Origin of the sequence: Streptomyces fodineus (assembly GCF_001735805.1) — a bacterium.
Lineage (GTDB): Bacteria > Actinomycetota > Actinomycetes > Streptomycetales > Streptomycetaceae > Streptomyces > Streptomyces fodineus.
In genome coordinates this window covers 6759942-6778653 of the sequence record NZ_CP017248.1, presented here as the reverse complement: position 1 = coordinate 6778653, position 18712 = coordinate 6759942, and the positions used below count along the sequence as shown (strand labels likewise).

The 18712-nt window shown below is 69.6% G+C and carries 13 protein-coding genes and 1 pseudogene; 7 read left to right on the top strand and 7 right to left on the bottom strand.

Annotated elements, in window-relative coordinates:
• Positions 1-20 precede the first annotated feature (20 nt).
• From BFF78_RS29010 to BFF78_RS28985, 6 genes are all read left to right on the top strand, one after another.
• The gene (locus tag BFF78_RS29010; RefSeq protein ID WP_069781099.1) at positions 21-1001 is read left to right on the top strand and encodes a hypothetical protein; all 981 of its coding nucleotides are present in this window, start codon (positions 21-23) and stop codon (positions 999-1001) included.
• Positions 1002-1161: 160 nt separating this feature from the next.
• Positions 1162-2271 (top strand): multiple monosaccharide ABC transporter substrate-binding protein, encoded by a 1110-nt coding sequence (gene chvE / locus BFF78_RS29005; RefSeq protein WP_069781098.1) that lies wholly within the window; start codon positions 1162-1164, stop codon positions 2269-2271.
• 32 nt (positions 2272-2303) lie between these two features.
• Entirely contained in the window at positions 2304-3866 is a 1563-nt protein-coding gene (gene mmsA / locus BFF78_RS29000; protein ID WP_069781097.1) for a multiple monosaccharide ABC transporter ATP-binding protein, read from the top strand.
• On the top strand, positions 3863-5107 hold the full coding sequence (mmsB, locus tag BFF78_RS28995; RefSeq protein WP_069781096.1) for a multiple monosaccharide ABC transporter permease: 1245 nt from the start codon (positions 3863-3865) through the stop codon (positions 5105-5107). Before mmsA ends, mmsB begins: the two co-directional genes overlap by 4 nt.
• Before the next feature lie 25 nt (positions 5108-5132).
• Entirely contained in the window at positions 5133-6284 is a 1152-nt protein-coding gene (locus BFF78_RS28990; RefSeq protein ID WP_069781095.1) for an aldose epimerase family protein, read from the top strand.
• 177 nt (positions 6285-6461) lie between these two features.
• A complete protein-coding gene (locus BFF78_RS28985; RefSeq protein WP_069781094.1) occupies positions 6462-8111 on the top strand; it encodes a pyridoxal phosphate-dependent aminotransferase in 1650 nt (549 codons plus the stop codon).
• A 31-nt stretch (positions 8112-8142) separates the two neighbouring features.
• Here BFF78_RS28985 and BFF78_RS50235 read toward each other — a convergent pair.
• The 7 genes and pseudogenes from BFF78_RS50235 to BFF78_RS28955 form a co-directional block, all read right to left on the bottom strand.
• A pseudogene (locus BFF78_RS50235) lies at positions 8143-8283 on the bottom strand (ATP-binding protein); the annotation flags it as partial.
• A gap of 7 nt (positions 8284-8290) precedes the next feature.
• Positions 8291-9637, bottom strand: coding sequence for an FAD-dependent oxidoreductase (locus tag BFF78_RS28980; RefSeq protein WP_159033076.1), 1347 nt, complete (start codon positions 9635-9637; stop codon positions 8291-8293).
• Positions 9638-9761: 124 nt separating this feature from the next.
• The gene (locus BFF78_RS28975; RefSeq protein ID WP_227025961.1) at positions 9762-10637 is read right to left on the bottom strand and encodes a geranyl diphosphate 2-C-methyltransferase; all 876 of its coding nucleotides are present in this window, start codon (positions 10635-10637) and stop codon (positions 9762-9764) included.
• Positions 10638-10696: 59 nt separating this feature from the next.
• Positions 10697-11851 (bottom strand): family 2 encapsulin nanocompartment cargo protein terpene cyclase, encoded by a 1155-nt coding sequence (locus tag BFF78_RS28970; RefSeq protein WP_227025960.1) that lies wholly within the window; start codon positions 11849-11851, stop codon positions 10697-10699.
• A gap of 848 nt (positions 11852-12699) precedes the next feature.
• Entirely contained in the window at positions 12700-14133 is a 1434-nt protein-coding gene (locus BFF78_RS28965) for a family 2B encapsulin nanocompartment shell protein (RefSeq protein ID WP_069781091.1), read from the bottom strand.
• Positions 14134-14409: 276 nt separating this feature from the next.
• Positions 14410-15063, bottom strand: a complete 654-nt coding sequence (locus tag BFF78_RS28960) for a DUF4360 domain-containing protein (protein ID WP_069781090.1) — start codon at positions 15061-15063, stop codon at positions 14410-14412.
• A gap of 128 nt (positions 15064-15191) precedes the next feature.
• Positions 15192-15650: an RrF2 family transcriptional regulator gene (locus BFF78_RS28955; protein WP_069781089.1), complete on the bottom strand. Its 459-nt coding sequence runs from the start codon at positions 15648-15650 to the stop codon at positions 15192-15194.
• A 77-nt stretch (positions 15651-15727) separates the two neighbouring features.
• On the opposite strand from BFF78_RS28955, the gene BFF78_RS28950 reads away from it, so the two are divergent.
• Complete coding sequence (locus BFF78_RS28950) at positions 15728-18682, top strand: glycoside hydrolase family 35 protein (RefSeq protein ID WP_069781088.1); 2955 nt, start codon at positions 15728-15730, stop codon at positions 18680-18682.
• The last annotated feature ends 30 nt before the right edge of the window (positions 18683-18712 follow it).

Here is an 18712-nt window from a genome sequence, read left to right as displayed (position 1 = left end):
CCGAACACGAAGGACAGCTTGTGACGACCGACGCTTCCGCTCCGGCAGCCCGCAGGCCAGGCGAGCAAGTGCTCGCCGCCCTCGGCCTCGGCGCACCCGCCCCCGACCCGGCCGACGCCTCCCCCCACAGCTTCCCGGGCGGTGGCCGCTGGCGCACCGAGATCCCCTCGTGCGAGGGTCCCGAAGCGCTGGCGGTCGTCCTGAAGGAGGCCTCGCGCCTCGATGTGCCGATCCACCGGATCAGCCAGGGCAGCGGTGTGTGGATGCTCACCGACGCCGAGATCACCGAGATGGTCGAGGCGACCGCCGCACGCGACATCGAACTCTGCCTGTTCACCGGCCCGCGCGGCACCTGGGACATCGGTGGCTCGGTGCGCTCCGACTCGCGGGGGGCCGGACTGCGCGCACGGGGCCACGACGCCGTCGCCGGATGCGTCGAAGACGCCGTAAGGGCAACCGAGTTGGGCGTCAAGTGCCTGCTGGTCGCCGACGAGGGCGTGCTGTGGACGCTGCACCGGGCGCGGGAGACCGGCATCATCCCGGCCGGCACCACGCTGAAGGTCTCGGCGCTCATCGGCCCCGTCAACCCGGCCTCGTACGCCGTCTTCGAGCGGCTCGGCGCCGACTCCGTCAACGTGCCCAGCGATCTGACGCTGGATCACCTCACCGAGATCCGCCGGGTGTCCGCGGCCCCGATGGACATGTACATCGAGGCCCCCGACGACCTGGGCGGCTATGTGCGGATGTACGAGGTCGCCGAGCTGATCCGGCGCGGCGCCCCGCTGTATCTGAAGTTCGGCCTGTCCAAGGCGCCCGGCATCTACCCGTGGGGCACCCATCTGCGGGACCTGACCCTGGACACCGCCCGGGAGCGGGTGCGGCGCGGCCGGCTCGCCCTGGACCTGCTCGCCCGGCACGGCGCGGACGGCGACATGGCGCCGCTCGGCTCGCGGCTGCCGGGGTCTTTGAACCGGTTCCCCGCCGAGCGCTCCGCGGGATGAGCGAGGGCAACTGCGGGCCGTCTGCAACCGCAGGCCGCATGTGGCTGGGCGCGCCCACGCGGCGGTAGCCGCACATCGATACAGCCCCGCGCCCCTTACGGGGCGCGTCACCGACCCCGCAAGAACATCTCAACGCCGAGAAGAACAAGGACGGATCACCATGCGCAACCGCAGAGCCGCACTCGCCGCGATATCCGGAGCCGCCTCGCTCGCCCTCACCCTGACCGCCTGCGGCCAGAGCGGCTCGGGTGGCAGCAAGGAGAAGACGGGAGACGTCAAGGGCGCCACCATCGGCATCGCGATGCCGACCAAGTCCTCCGAGCGGTGGATCAACGACGGCAACAACGTCGTGAAGAACCTCCAGTCCATGGGCTACAAGACCAAGCTGGTCTACGGCGAGGACGACCCGAGCACCCAGGTCTCGCAGATCGAGAACCTCATCACGCAGGGCGTGAAGGGCCTGATCGTCGCGGCGATCGACAACAAGTCGCTGAACAACGTGCTCCAGGAGGCGCACCAGGCGAACATCCCGGTGATCGCCTACGACCGGTTGATCCTCGGCACCCCGAACGTCGACTACTACGCCTCCTTCGACAACGAGAAGGTCGGCGTCCTCCAGGGCACCTACATCGTGCACAAGCTCGGCCTGGACGCCGGCAAGAAGGGCCCGTTCAACATCGAGCTGTTCGCCGGCTCGAACGACGACAACAACACCAAGTACTTCTTCAACGGCGCGATGAGCGTGCTGCAGCCGTACATCGACAAGAAGCAGCTGGTGGTCAAGTCCGGGCAGACCAAGCTCAACCAGGTCACCACCCTGCGCTGGGACGGCACCACGGCGCAGAAGCGCATGGAGGACATCCTCACCTCCTCCTACAAGAGCGGCCGGGTCGACGGGGTGCTCTCGCCGTACGACGGCATCTCCATCGGCATCCTGTCCGCGCTGAAATCGGACGGCTACGGCGCGGGCAGCAACCCGCTGCCGGTGATCACCGGCCAGGACGCCGAACTGGCCTCGGTGAAGTCGATCATCGCCGGGCAGCAGACGCAGACCGTCTACAAGGACACCCGGCAGCTCGCCAAGGTGGCCTCGACCATGGTGGACGACGCCCTGAAGGGCAAGAAGCCGCAGGTCAACGACACCAAGACGTACGACAACGGCAGCAAGGTCGTGCCCGCCTACCTGCTCCAGCCGGTCAGCGTCGACAAGAGCAACTACAAGCAGGTGCTCGTGGACGGCGGTTACTACACCGAGTCCGAGCTCAAGTAAGCGCCCGCCCCTACGGATTGGAAGGCACGACCATGGCGGGACCCGTCCTGGAAATGCGCTCGATCGTCAAGACCTTTCCCGGTGTCAAAGCGCTGTCGGACGTCACCCTGACCGTCCGGCAGGGCGAGGTCCACGCCATCTGCGGGGAGAACGGCGCCGGCAAGTCCACTCTGATGAAGGTGCTCTCCGGCGTCCATCCGCACGGCACCTACGAGGGCGAGATCCTCTTCGAGGGGGAGCTCTGCCGGTTCAAGGACATCCGGGCGAGCGAACAGCACGGCATCGTCATCATCCACCAGGAGCTGGCGCTGGTGCCGTACCTCTCCATCGCGGAGAACATCTTCCTCGGCAACGAGCACGCCACGCGCGGGCTCATCAACTGGCGCGAGACCCTGCGCCACGCCACCGAACTGCTGCGCCGGGTCGGTCTCGACGAGCACCCGGAGACCCGCGTCGCCGACATCGGCGTGGGCAAGCAGCAGCTCGTGGAGATCGCCAAGGCCCTGTCGAAGGAGGTGAAGCTGCTCATCCTCGACGAGCCGACGGCGGCCCTGAACGACGAGGACAGCGGCAAACTCCTCGACCTGATCCTGGAGCTGAAGAACCAGGGCATCACCTCGATCATCATCTCCCACAAACTGGGCGAGATCCGCCGGGTCGCCGACTCGGTGACGATCATCCGCGACGGGCGGTCCATCGAGACGCTCGACGTGAAGGCGGCGGAGACCACCGAGGACCGGATCATCAGCGCCATGGTGGGCCGCGACCTCGACCACCGCTTCCCCGAGCGCACCCCGCACCAGCAGGAGGAGGGCGCGGCCCCGGCACTGGAGATCCGCAACTGGACCGTCCGTCACCCCATCGACCAGCAGCGCAAGGTCGTGGACGACGTCTCGCTCAGCGTCCGCCGGGGCGAGATCGTCGGCATAGCCGGGCTGATGGGCGCCGGCCGCACCGAACTCGCGATGAGCGTCTTCGGCCGCACCTACGGCCGGTACGCGGGCGGCACGGTCCTCAAGGACGGCACGGAGATCCGTACGAAGACCGTCGCGGAGGCGGTGGAGCACGGCATCGCGTACGTCACCGAGGACCGCAAGCACTACGGCCTCAACCTCATCGACACCATCAACCGGAACATCTCGCTGACCGCGCTGAAGAAGGTCGCCAAGCGGGGCGTGGTGGACGAGCAGGCGGAGCGGCAGGTCTCCGAGGGCTTCCGCGAATCCATGAACATCAAGGCGCCGACGGTGTTCGAGCCGGTGGGCAAGCTGTCCGGCGGCAACCAGCAGAAGGTCGTCCTCAGCAAGTGGATCTTCGCGGGTCCGGACGTGCTGATCCTGGACGAGCCCACGCGCGGCATCGACGTGGGCGCCAAGTACGAGATCTACACGGTCATCGACCAACTGGCCGCCCAGGGCAAGGCGGTCGTCTTCATCTCCTCCGAGCTGCCGGAGCTGCTCGGCATGTGCGACCGCATCTACACGATGGCCGCCGGGCGGCTGACCGGTGAGGTGCCGCGGGCCGAGGCCACGCAGGAAGTGCTGATGCGCCAGATGACGAAAGACAAGGCGAAGGACGAAGAGGTAACGCGATGAGCACGGACGTCACCGACAAGAGCCCGGCCGCCGCGCCGCCGGGCAAGGACGGATCGGGCGCCGGGGACGGCATATTGCAGCTGGTGCTCGGCGGCCTGCGCCGCAACATGCGCCAGTACGGCATGCTGATCGCGCTCGGTCTGATCGTCCTCCTCTTCCAGTTCTGGACCGGCGGCGACCTGCTGCTGCCGCGCAACGTCTCCAACCTGGTGCTGCAGAACAGCTACATCCTGATCCTCGCGATCGGCATGATGCTGGTGATCATCGCCGGGCACATCGACCTGTCGGTCGGCTCGATCACGGCGTTCGTGGGCGCCTTCGCGGCCGTGCTCACGGTGCAGCACCATGTGGCGTGGCCCGTCGCCCTGGTGCTGTGCCTGCTGGTGGGCGCGGTGGCGGGCTCCGTACAGGGCTTCCTGATCGCGTATTTCGGCATACCGTCGTTCATCGTCACCCTCGCCGGGATGCTGCTCTTCCGCGGCCTGACGGAGATCCTGCTCAAGGGCCAGACCCTCGGCCCGTTCCCGAACGGCCTGCAGAAGATCGGCAACGGCTTCCTGCCCGAGGTCGGCCCGAACACCAACTACCACAACCTCACCCTGCTCCTCGGCATCGTCCTGATCGCCGCCGTGGTCTGGCAGGAGGTGCGCGACCGGCGCCGCCAGCGGGAGTTCTCCCTCGACGTGGTGCCCTTCAAGCTGTTCCTGCTCAAGCTCGTCGCGCTGGTCGCCGCGGTCCTCGCCCTCACCATGCTGCTGGCCAGCTACGACGGCGCGCCGATCATCCTGATCATCCTCGGTGTCCTGGTGGGCGGCTACGGCTACGTCATGCGCAACTCGGTCTTCGGCCGGCACATCTACGCCATCGGCGGCAATCTGCCGGCGGCCAAGCTGTCCGGCGTGAAGGACAAGCGCATCACCTTCCAGGTGTTCCTGAACATGGGCGTGCTCGCGGCCCTGGCGGGTCTGGTGGTCGCCGCCCGCCTGAACGCGGCCTCGCCGAAGGCGGGCGACGGCTTCGAACTGGAGGCGATCGCCTCCTCGTTCATCGGCGGTGCCTCCATGAGCGGCGGTGTCGGCACCGTCCTCGGTGCCATCATCGGTGGTCTCGTCCTCGGCGTGCTGAACAACGGCATGAACCTCCTCAGCGTCGGTACCGACTGGCAGCAGGTCATCAAGGGCCTGGCCCTGCTGGCGGCGGTCGGCTTCGACGTGTGGAACAAGCGCAAGTCCGGTTCGTGAGGGTCCAGGAAAAGGAGCCGTACCCATGGAACTGAACAGACGCACGGTCATCGCCGGCGCCGCGGCGGCGGGCCTCGCGGCCACCGCTCTCGGCACGGGCACAGCCCAGGCCTCCTCGGGAAGGAAGCCGGTGAAGGAGTACTTCGGCACGCTCGCCGACGGCACCAAGGTCCACCGCTGGTCGCTGGAGAACGGCGGCACCCGCCTGAAGGTCCTCTCCTACGGCGGCATCATCCAGTCCCTGGAGATCCCCGACCGGCACGGCCGGTACGCCAACGTCTCCCTCGGCTACGACGATCTCGACGCGTACGTCAAGGGCACGACCTACTTCGGCGCGACCATCGGCCGCTACGGAAACCGCATCGCCAAGGGCCGGTTCACCCTGGACGGCAGGAAGTACCAGCTGTCCGTCAACGACGGGGTGAACAGCCTGCACGGCGGCAAGCAGGGCTTCAACACCAAGGTGTGGGACATCGAGCCGTTCACCGACGGCCCCGACGTCGGCCTTCACCTGCACTACACGAGCGTCGACGGTGAGATGGGCTACCCCGGCACGCTGAGGACGAGGGTCACCTTCACCCTGAACCGGCACGGCGACTGGCGGATCGACTACCGGGCGACCACCGACAGGCCGACGATCGTCAACCTCACCAACCACACGTATTACAACCTCGCGGGCGAGGGCAGCGGCAGCATCTACGACCACGAACTCTGGCTCGCCGCGAGCCGGTTCACCCCCACCGACGCGGGCCTGATCCCCACCGGCGAAAAGGCGAAGGTCAAGGGCACCCCCTTCGACTTCACCCAGCCCAAGCCGATCGGCCGGGACATCCGCACCGGCCACCCGCAGCTGGTCACCGCCAAGGGCTACGACCACAACTTCGTGCTCGACAAGGGCGTGACCGCGAACCCCGAGCACGTGGTGACGCTGCGCGACCCGGGGTCCGGCCGCACCCTGAAGATCCTCACCGACCAGCCCGGCGTGCAGTTCTACTCGGGAAACTTCCTCGACGGCACCCTCGTCGGCCAGTCCGGCCACACCTACCGGCAGGGCGACGGCCTGGCCCTGGAGACCCAGCACTTCCCGGACTCGCCGAACGAGCCGTCGTTCCCGTCGACCGTGCTGCGGCCGGGGCAGACGTACCGGACGACGACGATCCACACGTTCGGCACGTGACATCACGGTGGTCCGTGCCCCTCGGCACGGACCACCATCTGGTTTTCACCCGCCCGTTCGCTGCCGGCACCGTGAACCGGCTCACGTCCCGCCCGAGTTGAACATCACTTGCGTCCCCTCCGTATCCATGGGTGGCCCGTGCTCCCCCGCACGGGCCACCCATGGACGGAGGTTCTCTTGGCCGGCAACGTCACCTCGTTGTTCCGCGGCGCCACCGCGCACAGCCCCTCGATGGCGGCGCTGACGCGGGAGGGCGGCGACGGAACCGGCCCGGTGGACTTCTGCATTCCGTGCAACCCGTACTTCCCGACACCGGCCATGTTCGAGGAACTGTCGGCGCGGTTGCACGAGATCATCACGTACTACCCGAGCGGCGCCGACACCATCACCGGCGAGCTGTGCACCCTGCTCCAGCTGCCGCCGCAGTGCGTGGCGATGGGCAACGGATCCACCGAACTGATCACCTGGATCGACCACTTGCTGGTCCGTGAGTCCCTGGCGGTTCCGGTCCCCACCTTCGGCCGCTGGACGGACCAGCCGATGGAGACTGGCAAACGGGTCGACATGTTCCCGCTCCAGGAGGCGAGCGGTTTCGCCCTGGACCTCGCCCAGTACGCCGAGTTCATCCGGCGGCGCGGCACCCGGGTGGCGGTGATCTGCAACCCGAACAACCCCGACGGCGGCTATCTGCGCAAGCAGTCGGTGGTGCAGTTCATGGACGCGATGACCGACCTGGACCTGGTGATCGTGGACGAGTCCTTCCTGGAGTTCGCCGACGCCGAAGCCGAGCCCAGCGTCGTCCAGGAGGCCATGATCCGCCCGAACGTCGTCGTCCTGCGCAGCCTCGGCAAGAACTTCGGCCTGCACGGCGTCCGCTTCGGCTACCTGGTCGCCAATCCGGCCCTGGCGGGCAAGGTGCGGTCCATGCTGCCGAAGTGGAACCTCAACTCCTTCGCCGAGCACGTGGTGTTCATGCTGAAGGAACACGGAGCCGAATACGCGCAGAGCCTTCAGCAGATCCGCCGCGACCGCCTGGAGATGGCCAGCCACCTCTCCGCACTGCCGGGGCTGACGGTGTTCCCCTCCCAAGGGAACTTCCTGTTCGTACGCCTCCCCGTCGGCGCCGAGGGCACGGTGGTCCGGGACCGGATGCTCACCGAGCACCGGATCCTGGTCCGCGAGTGCGGCAACAAGATCGGTTCCTCCAGCCGCTTCCTGAGACTCGTGGTGCGCCCCCAGGTCGACGTGCGTCGCCTGGTGTCCGGCCTGGAGCAGGTGCTCTACGGGTCCAGGAGGGGAGCCGCCGTACCCGAGCTGAGTACCGGGACCAGCTACAGCTCGGGTACGGCGGCGGTGGACCGGCTGATGAGCGAGACCAACGGCGGCGGGTTGCAATTGCCCGCGGCGCCTCAGCCTGCGGCGCCTCAGCCGGCCGTATCGCAGCCCCTGCCCGCGGCACAGCCCCTGCCCGCGGCTCAGCCGACGGCACCGCAGCCCGCGCCGGTGCAGCAGCCTGTGGCACCGGCGCCGGTCCCCCAGCCGGCGCCGGTCCCCCAGCCGGTACCGGTCCCCCAGCCGGTACCGGCACCCGCTCCCCTGCCGGCACCGCTGCCCGCGCCGACGCCCGTGCCTGCGCCGATGCCCGTACCCGTGCCCGCTCCGGTTCCGGCCGCCATGGTGGCCCCCACTCCCCCGGGGGTTCCGGCGCGCGGCGGTCTCACGGCGGCCCAGGTGCGCGGCATGACGGCCCCGGCGACCGATCTGACCCCGGCTCCGGCCACGGGCTGGCCCAATGCGCAGAGCTGGCCGAACGCGGCGGGCGCCTGACCGGCGGGGGACCGAGAAGGGCGACTTGGCGACTGAGCCGCGCGGGCATGTCGACCTCGGCCCGCACGGTCTTCCCGAGCGGGTCGCGGTCGACCACCTCCCACCGATCGGCCAACGCGTCCACCAACACCAGCAAGGTCCCCGGCTCGCCCTCTCCCCCGACTCCTGGTCGGCGTTCGTCACGTACGCCGGGAAGTGACCGTCAGGACCTTCAGGGCCACCAGGGGATGGAACAACAGGGCCGGTGAGGCCACCATGTTCACCACGCGGACGAACCTCGTCCAGACGGCCGCGTCCTTCACCGCCACGTGGAACAGACGCGTGTTGTACCAGTGGGCGAAGCGCGCGGCGAGGGGCTGGCCCTTCGGGGTCCACATCAGGTCCGAGTTGGTGGACAGCGTCCACGGGCCCAGCAGCAGACGGCCCACCTTCTTCTGGAATCCGGGGGCGAGGCCGTCCAGCCGCCCGGTCGCGCTGCGTCGCTTCAGCATGCCCTGGAGCAGCTCCGCCTCCATCGCGGCCACCGTCAGACCCTGGCCGTAGACGGGGTTGAAGACGCAGACGGCGTCGCCGACGGCGAGGAGGCGCTCCGGCCAGTTGGTGACGGCGTGGTAGGGCCGCCACTGGTTGTCGGCGTTGGTGTAGCGACGGGTCGGCTCCTGGACGGTGCGCCGGGCGATCTGCTCGGCCAGGCGCGGGTTGTCCAGGCTCTCCGCGAACTCCAGGTAGCCCTCGTCGTCGGTCGGCGGCTGGTCCTGGAACCCGAACAGCGAGCAGGTCCACCGGTCGCGCTCCACGGCGAGCAGGACCCCGGCCCGGGGCACGCTGGGAGCGAACATCATCTGATAGGCGACGTAGAAGTCCGGGTGGCCGGAATGGTCCTGCGCCGGCCGGTCGAAGTTCATCGACGTGTAGGTGACCTTCGCCTTCACGGTCCGCTTGGGCGGCACGGTGACACCCATCACGTTCAGCCAGTCCGTCAGGGAACTGGACCGTCCGGAGGCGTCGATGACCAGGTCGGCGGTCAGCTCGAAGGACTCCTCGCTCTCGGACCGGCACGTCACGCCGCTCACGCGGCCCGCGTAGTCCCGGGTCAGGCCCGTGCACTGGGTGGACGGCAGCAGCCTGACCTGAGCAAGCGCGAGCACCTTGCGGCGCAGGCGGCGTTCCAGCTCGTCGCGGGTGAAGCTCTGGATCCGGACGCCCGTACGCTGCCGTGGCGCTCGTCCGACGGGCAGCAGGAAGTCGATGCCCTCTCCGTAGTCGAAGACCGGCGCTCCCGCCTCTCTCAGTTCGTCGCGCAGTCCGGGGAACAGCCGCTCCAGGACCTCCCCGCCCTTGGCCAGCATCGCGTGCGCGTGATAGCCCTGCGGAGCACCCGGATGTGCGCCGGTGTCCTCGTCGACGGCGTCCCGTTCCACGAGGACGACCTCGCGGAAGAAATCGGACAGTACGCGTGCGGTCACGAGCCCCGCATAGCTGCCGCCGATGACAACGGCCTTGCCCCACGGGCGATCTGCTCTCATGTCGTCTCCCACGTGTGACTCGTTACCCCCGCAGGCGGGTGGCAGGCCTGCGGTCAGGCTCCCGCGCCGGGCGTGGTGTCGCACGTCCCCGCGCGTACGGCACCACGAATGCGCCCTGGTTCGATCAGATCCGGTCGGCCGCGATGAGGAGGTAGTGGAAACTGCCCTCCTTGTACGCGGTGAGAAAGGGCTCCTCGATGCCGGTGGCCACGGACGACTTGGCGCGCAGTTCCCAGTAGGGGATCGTGTCCGGGGTCAGGTCCACCACCTGGATGGGCACCAGGTTGTTCGCCGCCAGCGCCCTGAAGTACTCGCTGCGCGGGTGGATGTTGCAGGTGTAGTGCTCGTCGATCCTGCTGACGGCCTTGGTGCGCATGCCGGTGACGTCGTTGGAGCAGCCGGTGATGCAGACGTAGCGTCCGCCGTACTCCAGCAGGCGGGAGAACTCGGCGAACAGTTCGAACAGGTCGACGTACATGGTCGTCTCGTTGGTCCAGATCGCGCGGCGCGATCCGGTCTCCAGACGGGTGTCGAGCATGTTGCGGAAGTGGAAGTGGACCTTGTCCATCACCCCGCGCTGTTTCGCCTGCTCGTTGGCGAAGTCGACCTGCTGCTCGGAGATGCTGACGCCGTCCACGTGGCAGCCGAAGCGCGCGTTGGCCATGATGCTGGTGCCGCCCCGGCCGGAACCGGCGTCCAGGAGGTGGTCGTCGGGGGCGATGTCACCGAGGTGGTCGAGGAGCACGTCGGCCTGCGCGGTCTCCAGGCGGTGCAGTTCCTCGATGATGCGCTGGTCGCGGGTCTCGGTGGGGCCGGCGAGGACCGAGGGGTCCCACTCGCCGAGGCCGTAGTGGTGGTGGTAGAGCCCGTCGATCTCGCCGAGCTTGATGTTGACCGGGTCCTTCTCCTTGTTCCAGTACTCCGCGACCGACTTCTGGTAGTCGGTGCGCAGGACATCACGCATGGCGATGCTTTCCATCTGGGTGGAGATCTTGGACATGGGGCTTCCTTACGGAGGGCTGGGAGCTGAGGTGGGGATGCGCGCGGCGACGCGCGGGGTCAGGCGGCGTGCGCGGTCTCGTGGTAGCGGCCGCTGGTGGCGTGCCACTCACGGCTGCCGCCGACCCAGGCCCAGGTGCCGGCCAGGAAACGGCGCAGTTCGGGGGAGCCGGTCCGGGCGAGCGCGGCCGCCTCGGCCTCGAAGGTGAGCATCAGCTCGTTGTGGATGTCGACCGTGCGGTCCACGGCCTCCTCCAGCGAGCAGCCGTCCTCGGCGGCGATCAGCCGGGGCAGGCTGAAGTCCGTCGGGTCCTTCTCCTTGGCCATGGAGTAGAGGTCGTTGACGATGACGGTGGCGGTGCCCGCCATGGTGAACGCGCGGCGTACGCGGGGGTCGGCGAACTCGCCGTAGGGGACCTCGTACCCGGCGATCGCGTCGACGAGGACCATGCACGGCACGAAGCTGTTCTCGTGCCGGTGCATCAGGAACTCCCAGACGGGCGGGATGTGCCCCGAGGCCTGCCAGTAGCCCTCCTGGTTGTAGGCGACGAACATGATGCCCAGCTCGTGGCGGAGCCGGCGCACCTGTGAGGTCGTCGCGTACGTGTGGAGGTTGCGCAGGCTGTCCCTGAGGGCCCGCATGACCGGGTCCGCGGTGACGACCTCTTCGAGCTGAGGGGCGTAGCCGAGCGGGAGCTGGGCCTGGTCGATCACCGAGTGGGCGATGGCGAGCCGTTGGCCGAGTTCCTCGGGCCGGGCCTCCTCGACCTCGCCGTCCACGTAGTGGTCGTCGACGGCCCACTCCGACAACGCGCACTTGGCCGCCGCGAGCAGTCGGTCGGGGTCGTCCGACTCGGGGTGGGCGAGCATGATGAGCCGGCCGAAGTCGGCCTTGCGGATCTTGTCCAGCTGCCCCGGGTAGATCCCCATCTCCTCGGCCCACTCCACCAGACGCCCGGTGACCGTCTCCCCCAGCGCCGGATCGTCCCGCACGGCGGGCGGGCAGTGCAGACGCCGACCGAGCCGGGATCCCTGCGCCGCCTCCTCCCGGCGGGACTCGGCCCCGGCGGCACGGGCGGCTGCCCCCGATACCCCATACCCGGCACGGCCGAGCCCCACCGCCGAAGTGCCCAGCCCGGTGGGCCCGGTGGGCAGCACAGCCACCAACCGGGACACACCGCCGGCCACCTCCCCGGCATCCGGCCGATGCTCCACCGCCGATGCACCTGCTCCGGTGGGGCCACTGGGCGGCACAACCGGTGACCGGGCCACACTCCCCGCCGCCTGCCCGGCATCCGGCCGATCCCCCACCCCCGATACACCACGACCGGTACGACCCAGGGCCGCCGCCGACACAGCTTGTCCGGTGGGGCCACTGGGCGGCACAACCGGAGAGGAAGACACACCCGCCGCCGACTCCCCGGCATCCGGCCGATCCCCCACCCCCGATACACCACGACCGGTACGACCCAGGGCCGCCGCCGATGCACCTTGTCCGGTGGGGCCACTGGGCGGCACAACCGGAGAGGAAGACACACCCGCCGCCGACTCCCCGGCATCCGGCCGATCCCCCACCCCCGATACACCACGACCGGTACGACCCAGGGCCGCCGCTGACACACCCAGACCAGCGGGGCCGGTGGGCGGCGCGACCGGAGAAGGGGACGCATCCGCCGGCGGCTGCCCGGCCGCCGTGGACAACTGAGGTACGGACGCGGACGGATCAGCGGCCGTCGGTGGCGGATCTCCGGCGGGCGCCGAGGGATGACCGATCGCCGGAACATGACCCGCCGTCCGCTGCCCGGCCACCGGAGTCGGCGTCGGCAGCGGGAGCGGGAGTCCGGGGGGGTGGGCCGGGTGCGGGGGCGGCGCAGACTTGAAGGAGAGGCGGGCCGCCGACGTACCCAGGCCTGTGGGGCCCGAGGGTGTGGGGGCGGTGGACGGCGGATCGGGCGGCGCCGGTGTCGGCGGTCGGGGGCCCGCCGACAGCAGGGCCTGTACCAGGCCCGCCATGTCGTGGGTCGCGGCGGGGGCCGTGACCCGGGAGATCAGCGACACCGCCGTCAGCTCCCGTTCGTGCGGGCGATCTCGACGTTCTCCAGGACACCGAGGGCGTCGGGCACCAGGACGGCCGCCGAGTAGTAGGTGCTGACCAGGTAGGAGATGATCGCCTGCTCGTTGATGCCCATGAAGCGGACGTTCAGGCCGGGCTCGACCTCGTCCGGGATCCCGGTCTGGTAGAGGCCGATGACGCCCTGATCGTCCTCGCCGGTGCGCATGGCGATGATCGACGTCGTACCCTGCTCGCTGATCGGGATCTTGCTGCACGGCAGCAGCGGCACCCCGCGCCAGGCGGGCAGGTGGTTGCCGTTCAGCTCGATGCCGCCGAAGTAGATGCCCCGCTTGTTGCACTGGCGGCCGAACGCGGCGATCGCCTTGGGGTGGGCGAGGAAGCAGCGGGTCTTGCGCCGCATGCTCAGCAGCTCGTCCATGTCGTCCGGGGCCGGCGGGCCCGAGAAGGTGGAGATCCGCTGGTCGAAGTCGGCGTTGTTGAGCAGGCCGAACTCCTGGTTGTTGATCAGCTCGTGCTCCTGCCGCTCGCGCAGCGCCTCAATGGTCAGCCGCAACTGCTGCTGCGTCTGGTTCATCGGCTCGTTGTAGAGGTCGGCGACCCGGCTGTGCACCCGCAGCACGGTCTGCGCCACGCTCAACTCGTACTCGCGCGGCGTGAGTTCGTAGTCCGCGAAGGTCTGCGGCAGCGTCTCCTCACCCATGTGCCCCGCACTGAGCGCGATCTCCGCCTCGCCCGACCGGTTCAGCTTGCGGTGCCCGTTGGCGCTGATGTGCTGCACGTGCCTGCGCAGCGCCTCGTACCGGTCGGCGACCGCCTTGTACGCCGTCAGTGGCAGCGCGAGAACCGTGGTGGCGGTGGCCGCGCGGGCCGTGAAGTCCCACTTCTTGGCCTGCCCGGCGAGCACCCGGCCGCCGAAGGTGTCCCCGTCGGCCAGCAGTCCGATCACGGCCTCGTCGCCGTACGGGCCCTCGCCGATCTTCTCGACCTTGCCGTGCGCGATCAGGTACACGTGGTCGGCCTTGCGGCCCTCCTGCACGATGATCTGGCCCGGCGTGAACTCCTTCTGCACGAACTTGCCGGCCAGTGCGCCGAGCACGTCGGTGTCCGTGAAGCCGCGCAGCAGCGGCAGTTCGCCCAGTTCTTCGGGGATCACCTCGACCTTGGGGCCGGTCTTCACGAAGGAGACCCGGCCGTCGCCCACGGTGAACGACAGGCGGCGGTTGACCCGGTACGTCGCGCCGGGCACGTTCACCCAGGGCAGCATGCGGGTCGCCCAGCGGGAGCTGATGCCCTGCATCTGAGGTTCGGACTTGGTGGTGGTGGCGAGATTGCGCGCGGCCGCCGTGCTGAGGCTCTGCTGCTCGCGCTGCTGCTGCTCCGACTGCGGGCCGGCCGCGGGTGCGGTCACTGTGTCGAGGGGCATGGCTCTGCCTCGCCTTCCATGGCGCGTAAGGCCGCGACGACCTGTTTGTCGTCACGCTGCGTGCCCAGAAGTAGCAGAGACGCGCTTACGTCCAGTGAGCGAGCCGGAGGGCGCGCGAGGCATATCGACGCACTCGACGTGCGCCCCTCGCGCGCCCTTTGCGGGCATAACCCCTGGTCTAACGTTTCCCCAGGTCAACCGGTGGATGACCGTTCACCGGCGAGAATCGGCGAAGGCCATCTTCTACTCACAGTGACCGGCGTGGCGCGCCCCCGGCTACCCGTTGGGGCACTGCTTCCACGCCAGGTGGTACACCGTGCTGATGTCCCCGTCGGTCGAGTCCATCGTCATGAAGCTGACCTTGCCGGGGTTGGTGGTGCCCGCGTTCACCCGCAGCTCGGTGTTGATGTTGAAGTTGCGCAGCACGCCGCAGGGCGCCCAGACCAGCTGGGCCCAGTCCGTGCTGTCGGTGGCCTGCCAGTTGTCGTTGTAGGAACCGGAGAAGGGGTGGGACCTGGGGACGGTCTGCGAGGAGCCCTGGAAGTAGTACGAGGCCTTCTGCGTGGCGCTCGCGCCGGGCTGGAGCGACAAGAAGCCCCGGTAGTCGGCGCTGGCTATCGCGTAGGTGAAGCCCTGGGGGACGTGGACCACCAGGTTGAGCTGACAGTTCTTGCGGAAGGCCGTGGGGTCGGAGTTGCCGCCGGCCTGGGCCAGGTAGTTGCTGTAGGTCACCGTGAAGGCGGTGTTGTCCGGTGAGACGGCGACCGCGGCGGTGCCCTCGGGGCAGCCGGAGCCGTTCACCGTCGCCACGTCGATGACGATCTTGTCCGGGGGCGGGTTGTCGAACACGCCCCCGGCGGGGGCGTGCGCGGGTAGCGCGGTGGTGAGCAGCGCCGCCACGGCGCCGCTCAGGAGCAGGCCACCAGCCATGGTTTCTCCCGTGGTCGAGTGTGGGGGGTCTGTGTGGAGCCTGTGAAGCGCTCCGCATCGTAGGAAGCCCCGCTCACACCCGGGAGATTGAACTCCAGCCATTCACAACCGGCTGTTCACACCGGCCCCTAGGGGTTCTCCCAGGCCGCCGGCTCCGCCGCGAGGGCCTGCACCGCCTCGGGCAGCGCGTCCGCCGCGAGGTCGGCGAGGGTGACGCCCTCCAGGATCCGGCGGACGCCCGCGCGCAGCGCGATCCACAGGGGCAGCAGGGGCTGTGCGGTGCCGGTGTAGGCGAGGCCCGTCGGGCGTTCACCGCGCACCGATACGATCGGGCCGTCCACCGCCCGGATGACGTCTGCGACGGTGACCTCGGCCGCATCCCGCGCCAGCCGGTAGCCGCCGCCCCCACCCCGCCGGCTGTCGACGATCCCGGCCCGCCTCAGGTCGCCCAGGATCCCTTCCAGGAACTTGTGCGGGATGCCCTGGGCGGCGGCGATTTCCTCCGCCTTCACCGGGCCATTACCCTGCCGTACGGCCAGTTCCAGTACCGCGCGTACCGCGTAATCCGACCGTGCCGAGATCCTCATGGGTCCATTGTGGGGCGTCGCCGCATGGAGAATGGCCTTCACCCGCGCCCCGTAAGATCGCCCGGGAGGATCCACCTTTGGCGCTCAGCAGACGTAATTTCAGTGCCCTGGCCGGCTCGACCGCGCTCGGGCTCGCCCTGGGCGGCAGCGACGGCCCCGGGGCGCCCTCGGCGTACGCGGCGCGCAGTGTGCCGACCGGTCCGGCGCCCGCACCCCCGAGCGCCGACGGCGAGCGGCACACCATCGGCTACGACCGGTACTCGCTGCTCGTCGACGGCAGACGGCTGGTCGTCTGGTCCGGCGAGATGCACCCCTTCCGGCTGCCGAGCCCGTCCCTGTGGCGGGACGTGCTGCAGAAGATGCGGGCGCACGGCTACAACGCCGTGAGCATCTACGTGGCCTGGAACTACCACTCCCCCGCGCCCGGCCGCTACGACTTCACCGGCGTCCGCGACCTCGGCCTGTTCCTGCGGATGGCCGCCGAGACGGGCCTGTACGTCATCCTGCGGCCCGGCCCGTACATCAACGCCGAGGTGGACGGCGGCGGCTTCCCCGGCTGGCTGACGGCGACCAAGGGCACGGCCCGGACCGACGACCCGACGTATCTGGGGCACGTCGACGAGTGGCTGACCCAGGTGAACCGGATCGCCCGCAGACACCTGTTCACCCAGGGCACCGGCACGATCCTGCTGTACCAGATCGAGAACGAGTACGACGCCCACCCCGGCGACGCCACCGGCCGGGCCTATATGTCCCATCTGTACAAGAAGGTGCGGGCGGACGGCATCGACGTCCCGCTGTTCCACAACGACAAGGGACGCAACGGCTACTGGGTCCCCGGCTCGTTCGGCACCGGCGGCGAGCGGGGCGGCTGGCTGTACGGGTTCGACGGCTATCCGTCGCCGTCGCAGACCCCGCCGGACTGGGGGAAGTTCGGTCCGGGCGGCGCGCACGGCGGGGCCGGCGCCTCGCCGTCCACGCCCGGGTTCGTGCCCGAGTTCGGCGGCGGCTGGTTCGACCCGTGGGGCGGCGCCTGGTTCGACGGCAAGGGGTACGCCGAGTCCCGGCGGACGACGGACGCCGCGTACGAGCGCCGCTTCTACCTCACCAACCTCGCCAACGGCCTGACCCTGCACAACGTGTACATGACCTTCGGCGGGACCTCGTGGGGCTGGCTGCCCGCGCCGGTGGTCTACACGTCGTACGACTATGGCGCGGCGATCGACGAGGCACGGAACGTGACCGAGAAGATCACGCCCATGCACGAGCTCGGGCACCTGCTCCAGCGCGTGCCCGACTTCGCCAAGCTGGACCGGGCGGCGGACGTGCACGCCGAGGGCCTGAAGGTCTACCACCTGACCAACCCGGACACCGGTGCGCACGTCTACGTCACCCGCAATGACGGCACGCAGGCGGTCACCGCCGACCTGCCGACCGCCGAGGGCCGCCTGCGGGTCACCGTGCCGGGCAAGGACGCCAAGCTGTTCACCACCGGGCTCTCGCTGGGCAGGCGGACGCTGAAGTACGCGAATGTGCAGCCCGTGATGTGCCTGAACGCGGGCCGGCAGGACATCGCCGTGTTCGCGGGACGGCCGGGCGAGATGGCCGAGCTGGTGCTGAAGTGCCCGGTCGAACCGGACGTCATGCGGCTGGACCCGGAGGCCGCCTGGGTCGTCGACAACGACGAGCTGCATGTCAACGCCCCCCTGGGGCTGGGCGGTCTCACCCGGGTGCTGGTGCAGAAGGGCGAGACCGGCACCCCGCTGCTGCTGCTCTTCGCCGACGACGGCACCGCCGCCCGGCTGTTCCCGTACGACACCCCCTCCGGGACCCTGCTGGTGTACGGCCCGGCGCTGCTGCGGCACGTCGAACTGCGCGGCTCGGAAGTCCACCTGACGGGTGACGTCACGCAGACGACGAGCGTGGAGGTGTGGGGGCCGCGCGGGATCGACACCCTGGTGTGGAACGGGCGGACCCTGCCCACCCGGGTGACCATGTCCGGCAGCCTGATGACCACCGGCCCGCTGCCCGCCGCCCCCGAGGTGAAGCTGCCCGAGCTGGGCGGCTGGCGGATGCGGACGGAGAACCCCGAGGTCGGGCCCAGCTTCGACGACTCGCACTGGAAGACCGCGGACAAGAAGACGTCGTTCAGCACCACGCCGGTCCCCGACGGCCGGCCGGTGCTGTTCGCCGACGACTACGGCTTCCACTACGGGGACGTCTGGTACCGGGGCACCTTCACCGACACCACCGGCCTGGAGGAGGTCGCGCTCGCCTACAGCACGGGCACGCAGGGCCTGCTGATGGCCTGGCTCGACGGGGAGCCGCTGGGCACCCACCGGATGCCGGTGCCGGACCGGAACACCACGGTCCGGCAGGGGACTTGGGCGGACACGGCGGTGTTCCCGATCCGTGCGGCCCTGCGCTCGCCCGGCCGGCACGTGCTGTCCGTGCTGGTGCGGCGCATGCAGCACGACCAGGACGGCAAGGGGCTCGACACGCACAAGGCGGCCCGCGGTCTGACCGCGGCCACCTTCAAGGGCGCCTCACCGAAGGTGAGGTGGCGGATCCAGGGCGCGGCGGCCCCCGACCCCGTGCGCGGCCCGATGAACAACGGCGGCCTGTACGGCGAGCGGGAAGGCTGGCATCTGCCCGGCTTCCGGGACCACGACTGGGAGAAGGCGACCTTCCCGCGGGCGGCCCGGTACCAGGGCGTGACCTGGTACCGGACCACCTTCCGGCTGTCGGTCCCGGCCGATGTCGACGCCTCGATCGGCCTGACCCTTCAGGACGACCCGTACCGGGCCTACCGCGCGCAGATCTTCCTCAACGGCTGGAACCTGGGCCAGTACATCAACGGCGTCGGCCCACAGCACACCTTCGTCCTGCCGAACGGCATCCTGCGCACCCGGGGCACCAACACCCTCGCACTGGCGGTCCTCTCGGAGCTCACCACGCTGTCGGGACCGGGGAAGGTGGGCCTGACGCTGCTCGGCAGGGCGAGCGGCGGACTGCCCGTCACGCCGGTCTGATCACGTTGGTTCTCTCTTTGACGACGGTCG

Bases quoted from the DNA above. Each gene is read 5' to 3' on its own strand.
- chvE (WP_069781098.1), top strand. From the start codon at position 1,162: ATGCGCAACCGCAGAGCCGCACTCGCCGCGATATCCGGAGCCGCCTCG.
- mmsA (WP_069781097.1), top strand. From the start codon at position 2,304: ATGGCGGGACCCGTCCTGGAAATGCGCTCGATCGTCAAGACCTTTCCC.
- mmsB (WP_069781096.1), top strand. From the start codon at position 3,863: ATGAGCACGGACGTCACCGACAAGAGCCCGGCCGCCGCGCCGCCGGGC.
- BFF78_RS28990 (WP_069781095.1), top strand. From the start codon at position 5,133: ATGGAACTGAACAGACGCACGGTCATCGCCGGCGCCGCGGCGGCGGGC.
- BFF78_RS28980 (WP_159033076.1), bottom strand. From the start codon at position 9,637: ATGAGAGCAGATCGCCCGTGGGGCAAGGCCGTTGTCATCGGCGGCAGC.
- BFF78_RS28975 (WP_227025961.1), bottom strand. From the start codon at position 10,637: ATGTCCAAGATCTCCACCCAGATGGAAAGCATCGCCATGCGTGATGTC.
- BFF78_RS28965 (WP_069781091.1), bottom strand. From the start codon at position 14,133: ATGCCCCTCGACACAGTGACCGCACCCGCGGCCGGCCCGCAGTCGGAG.
- BFF78_RS28960 (WP_069781090.1), bottom strand. From the start codon at position 15,063: ATGGCTGGTGGCCTGCTCCTGAGCGGCGCCGTGGCGGCGCTGCTCACC.
- BFF78_RS28955 (WP_069781089.1), bottom strand. From the start codon at position 15,650: ATGAGGATCTCGGCACGGTCGGATTACGCGGTACGCGCGGTACTGGAA.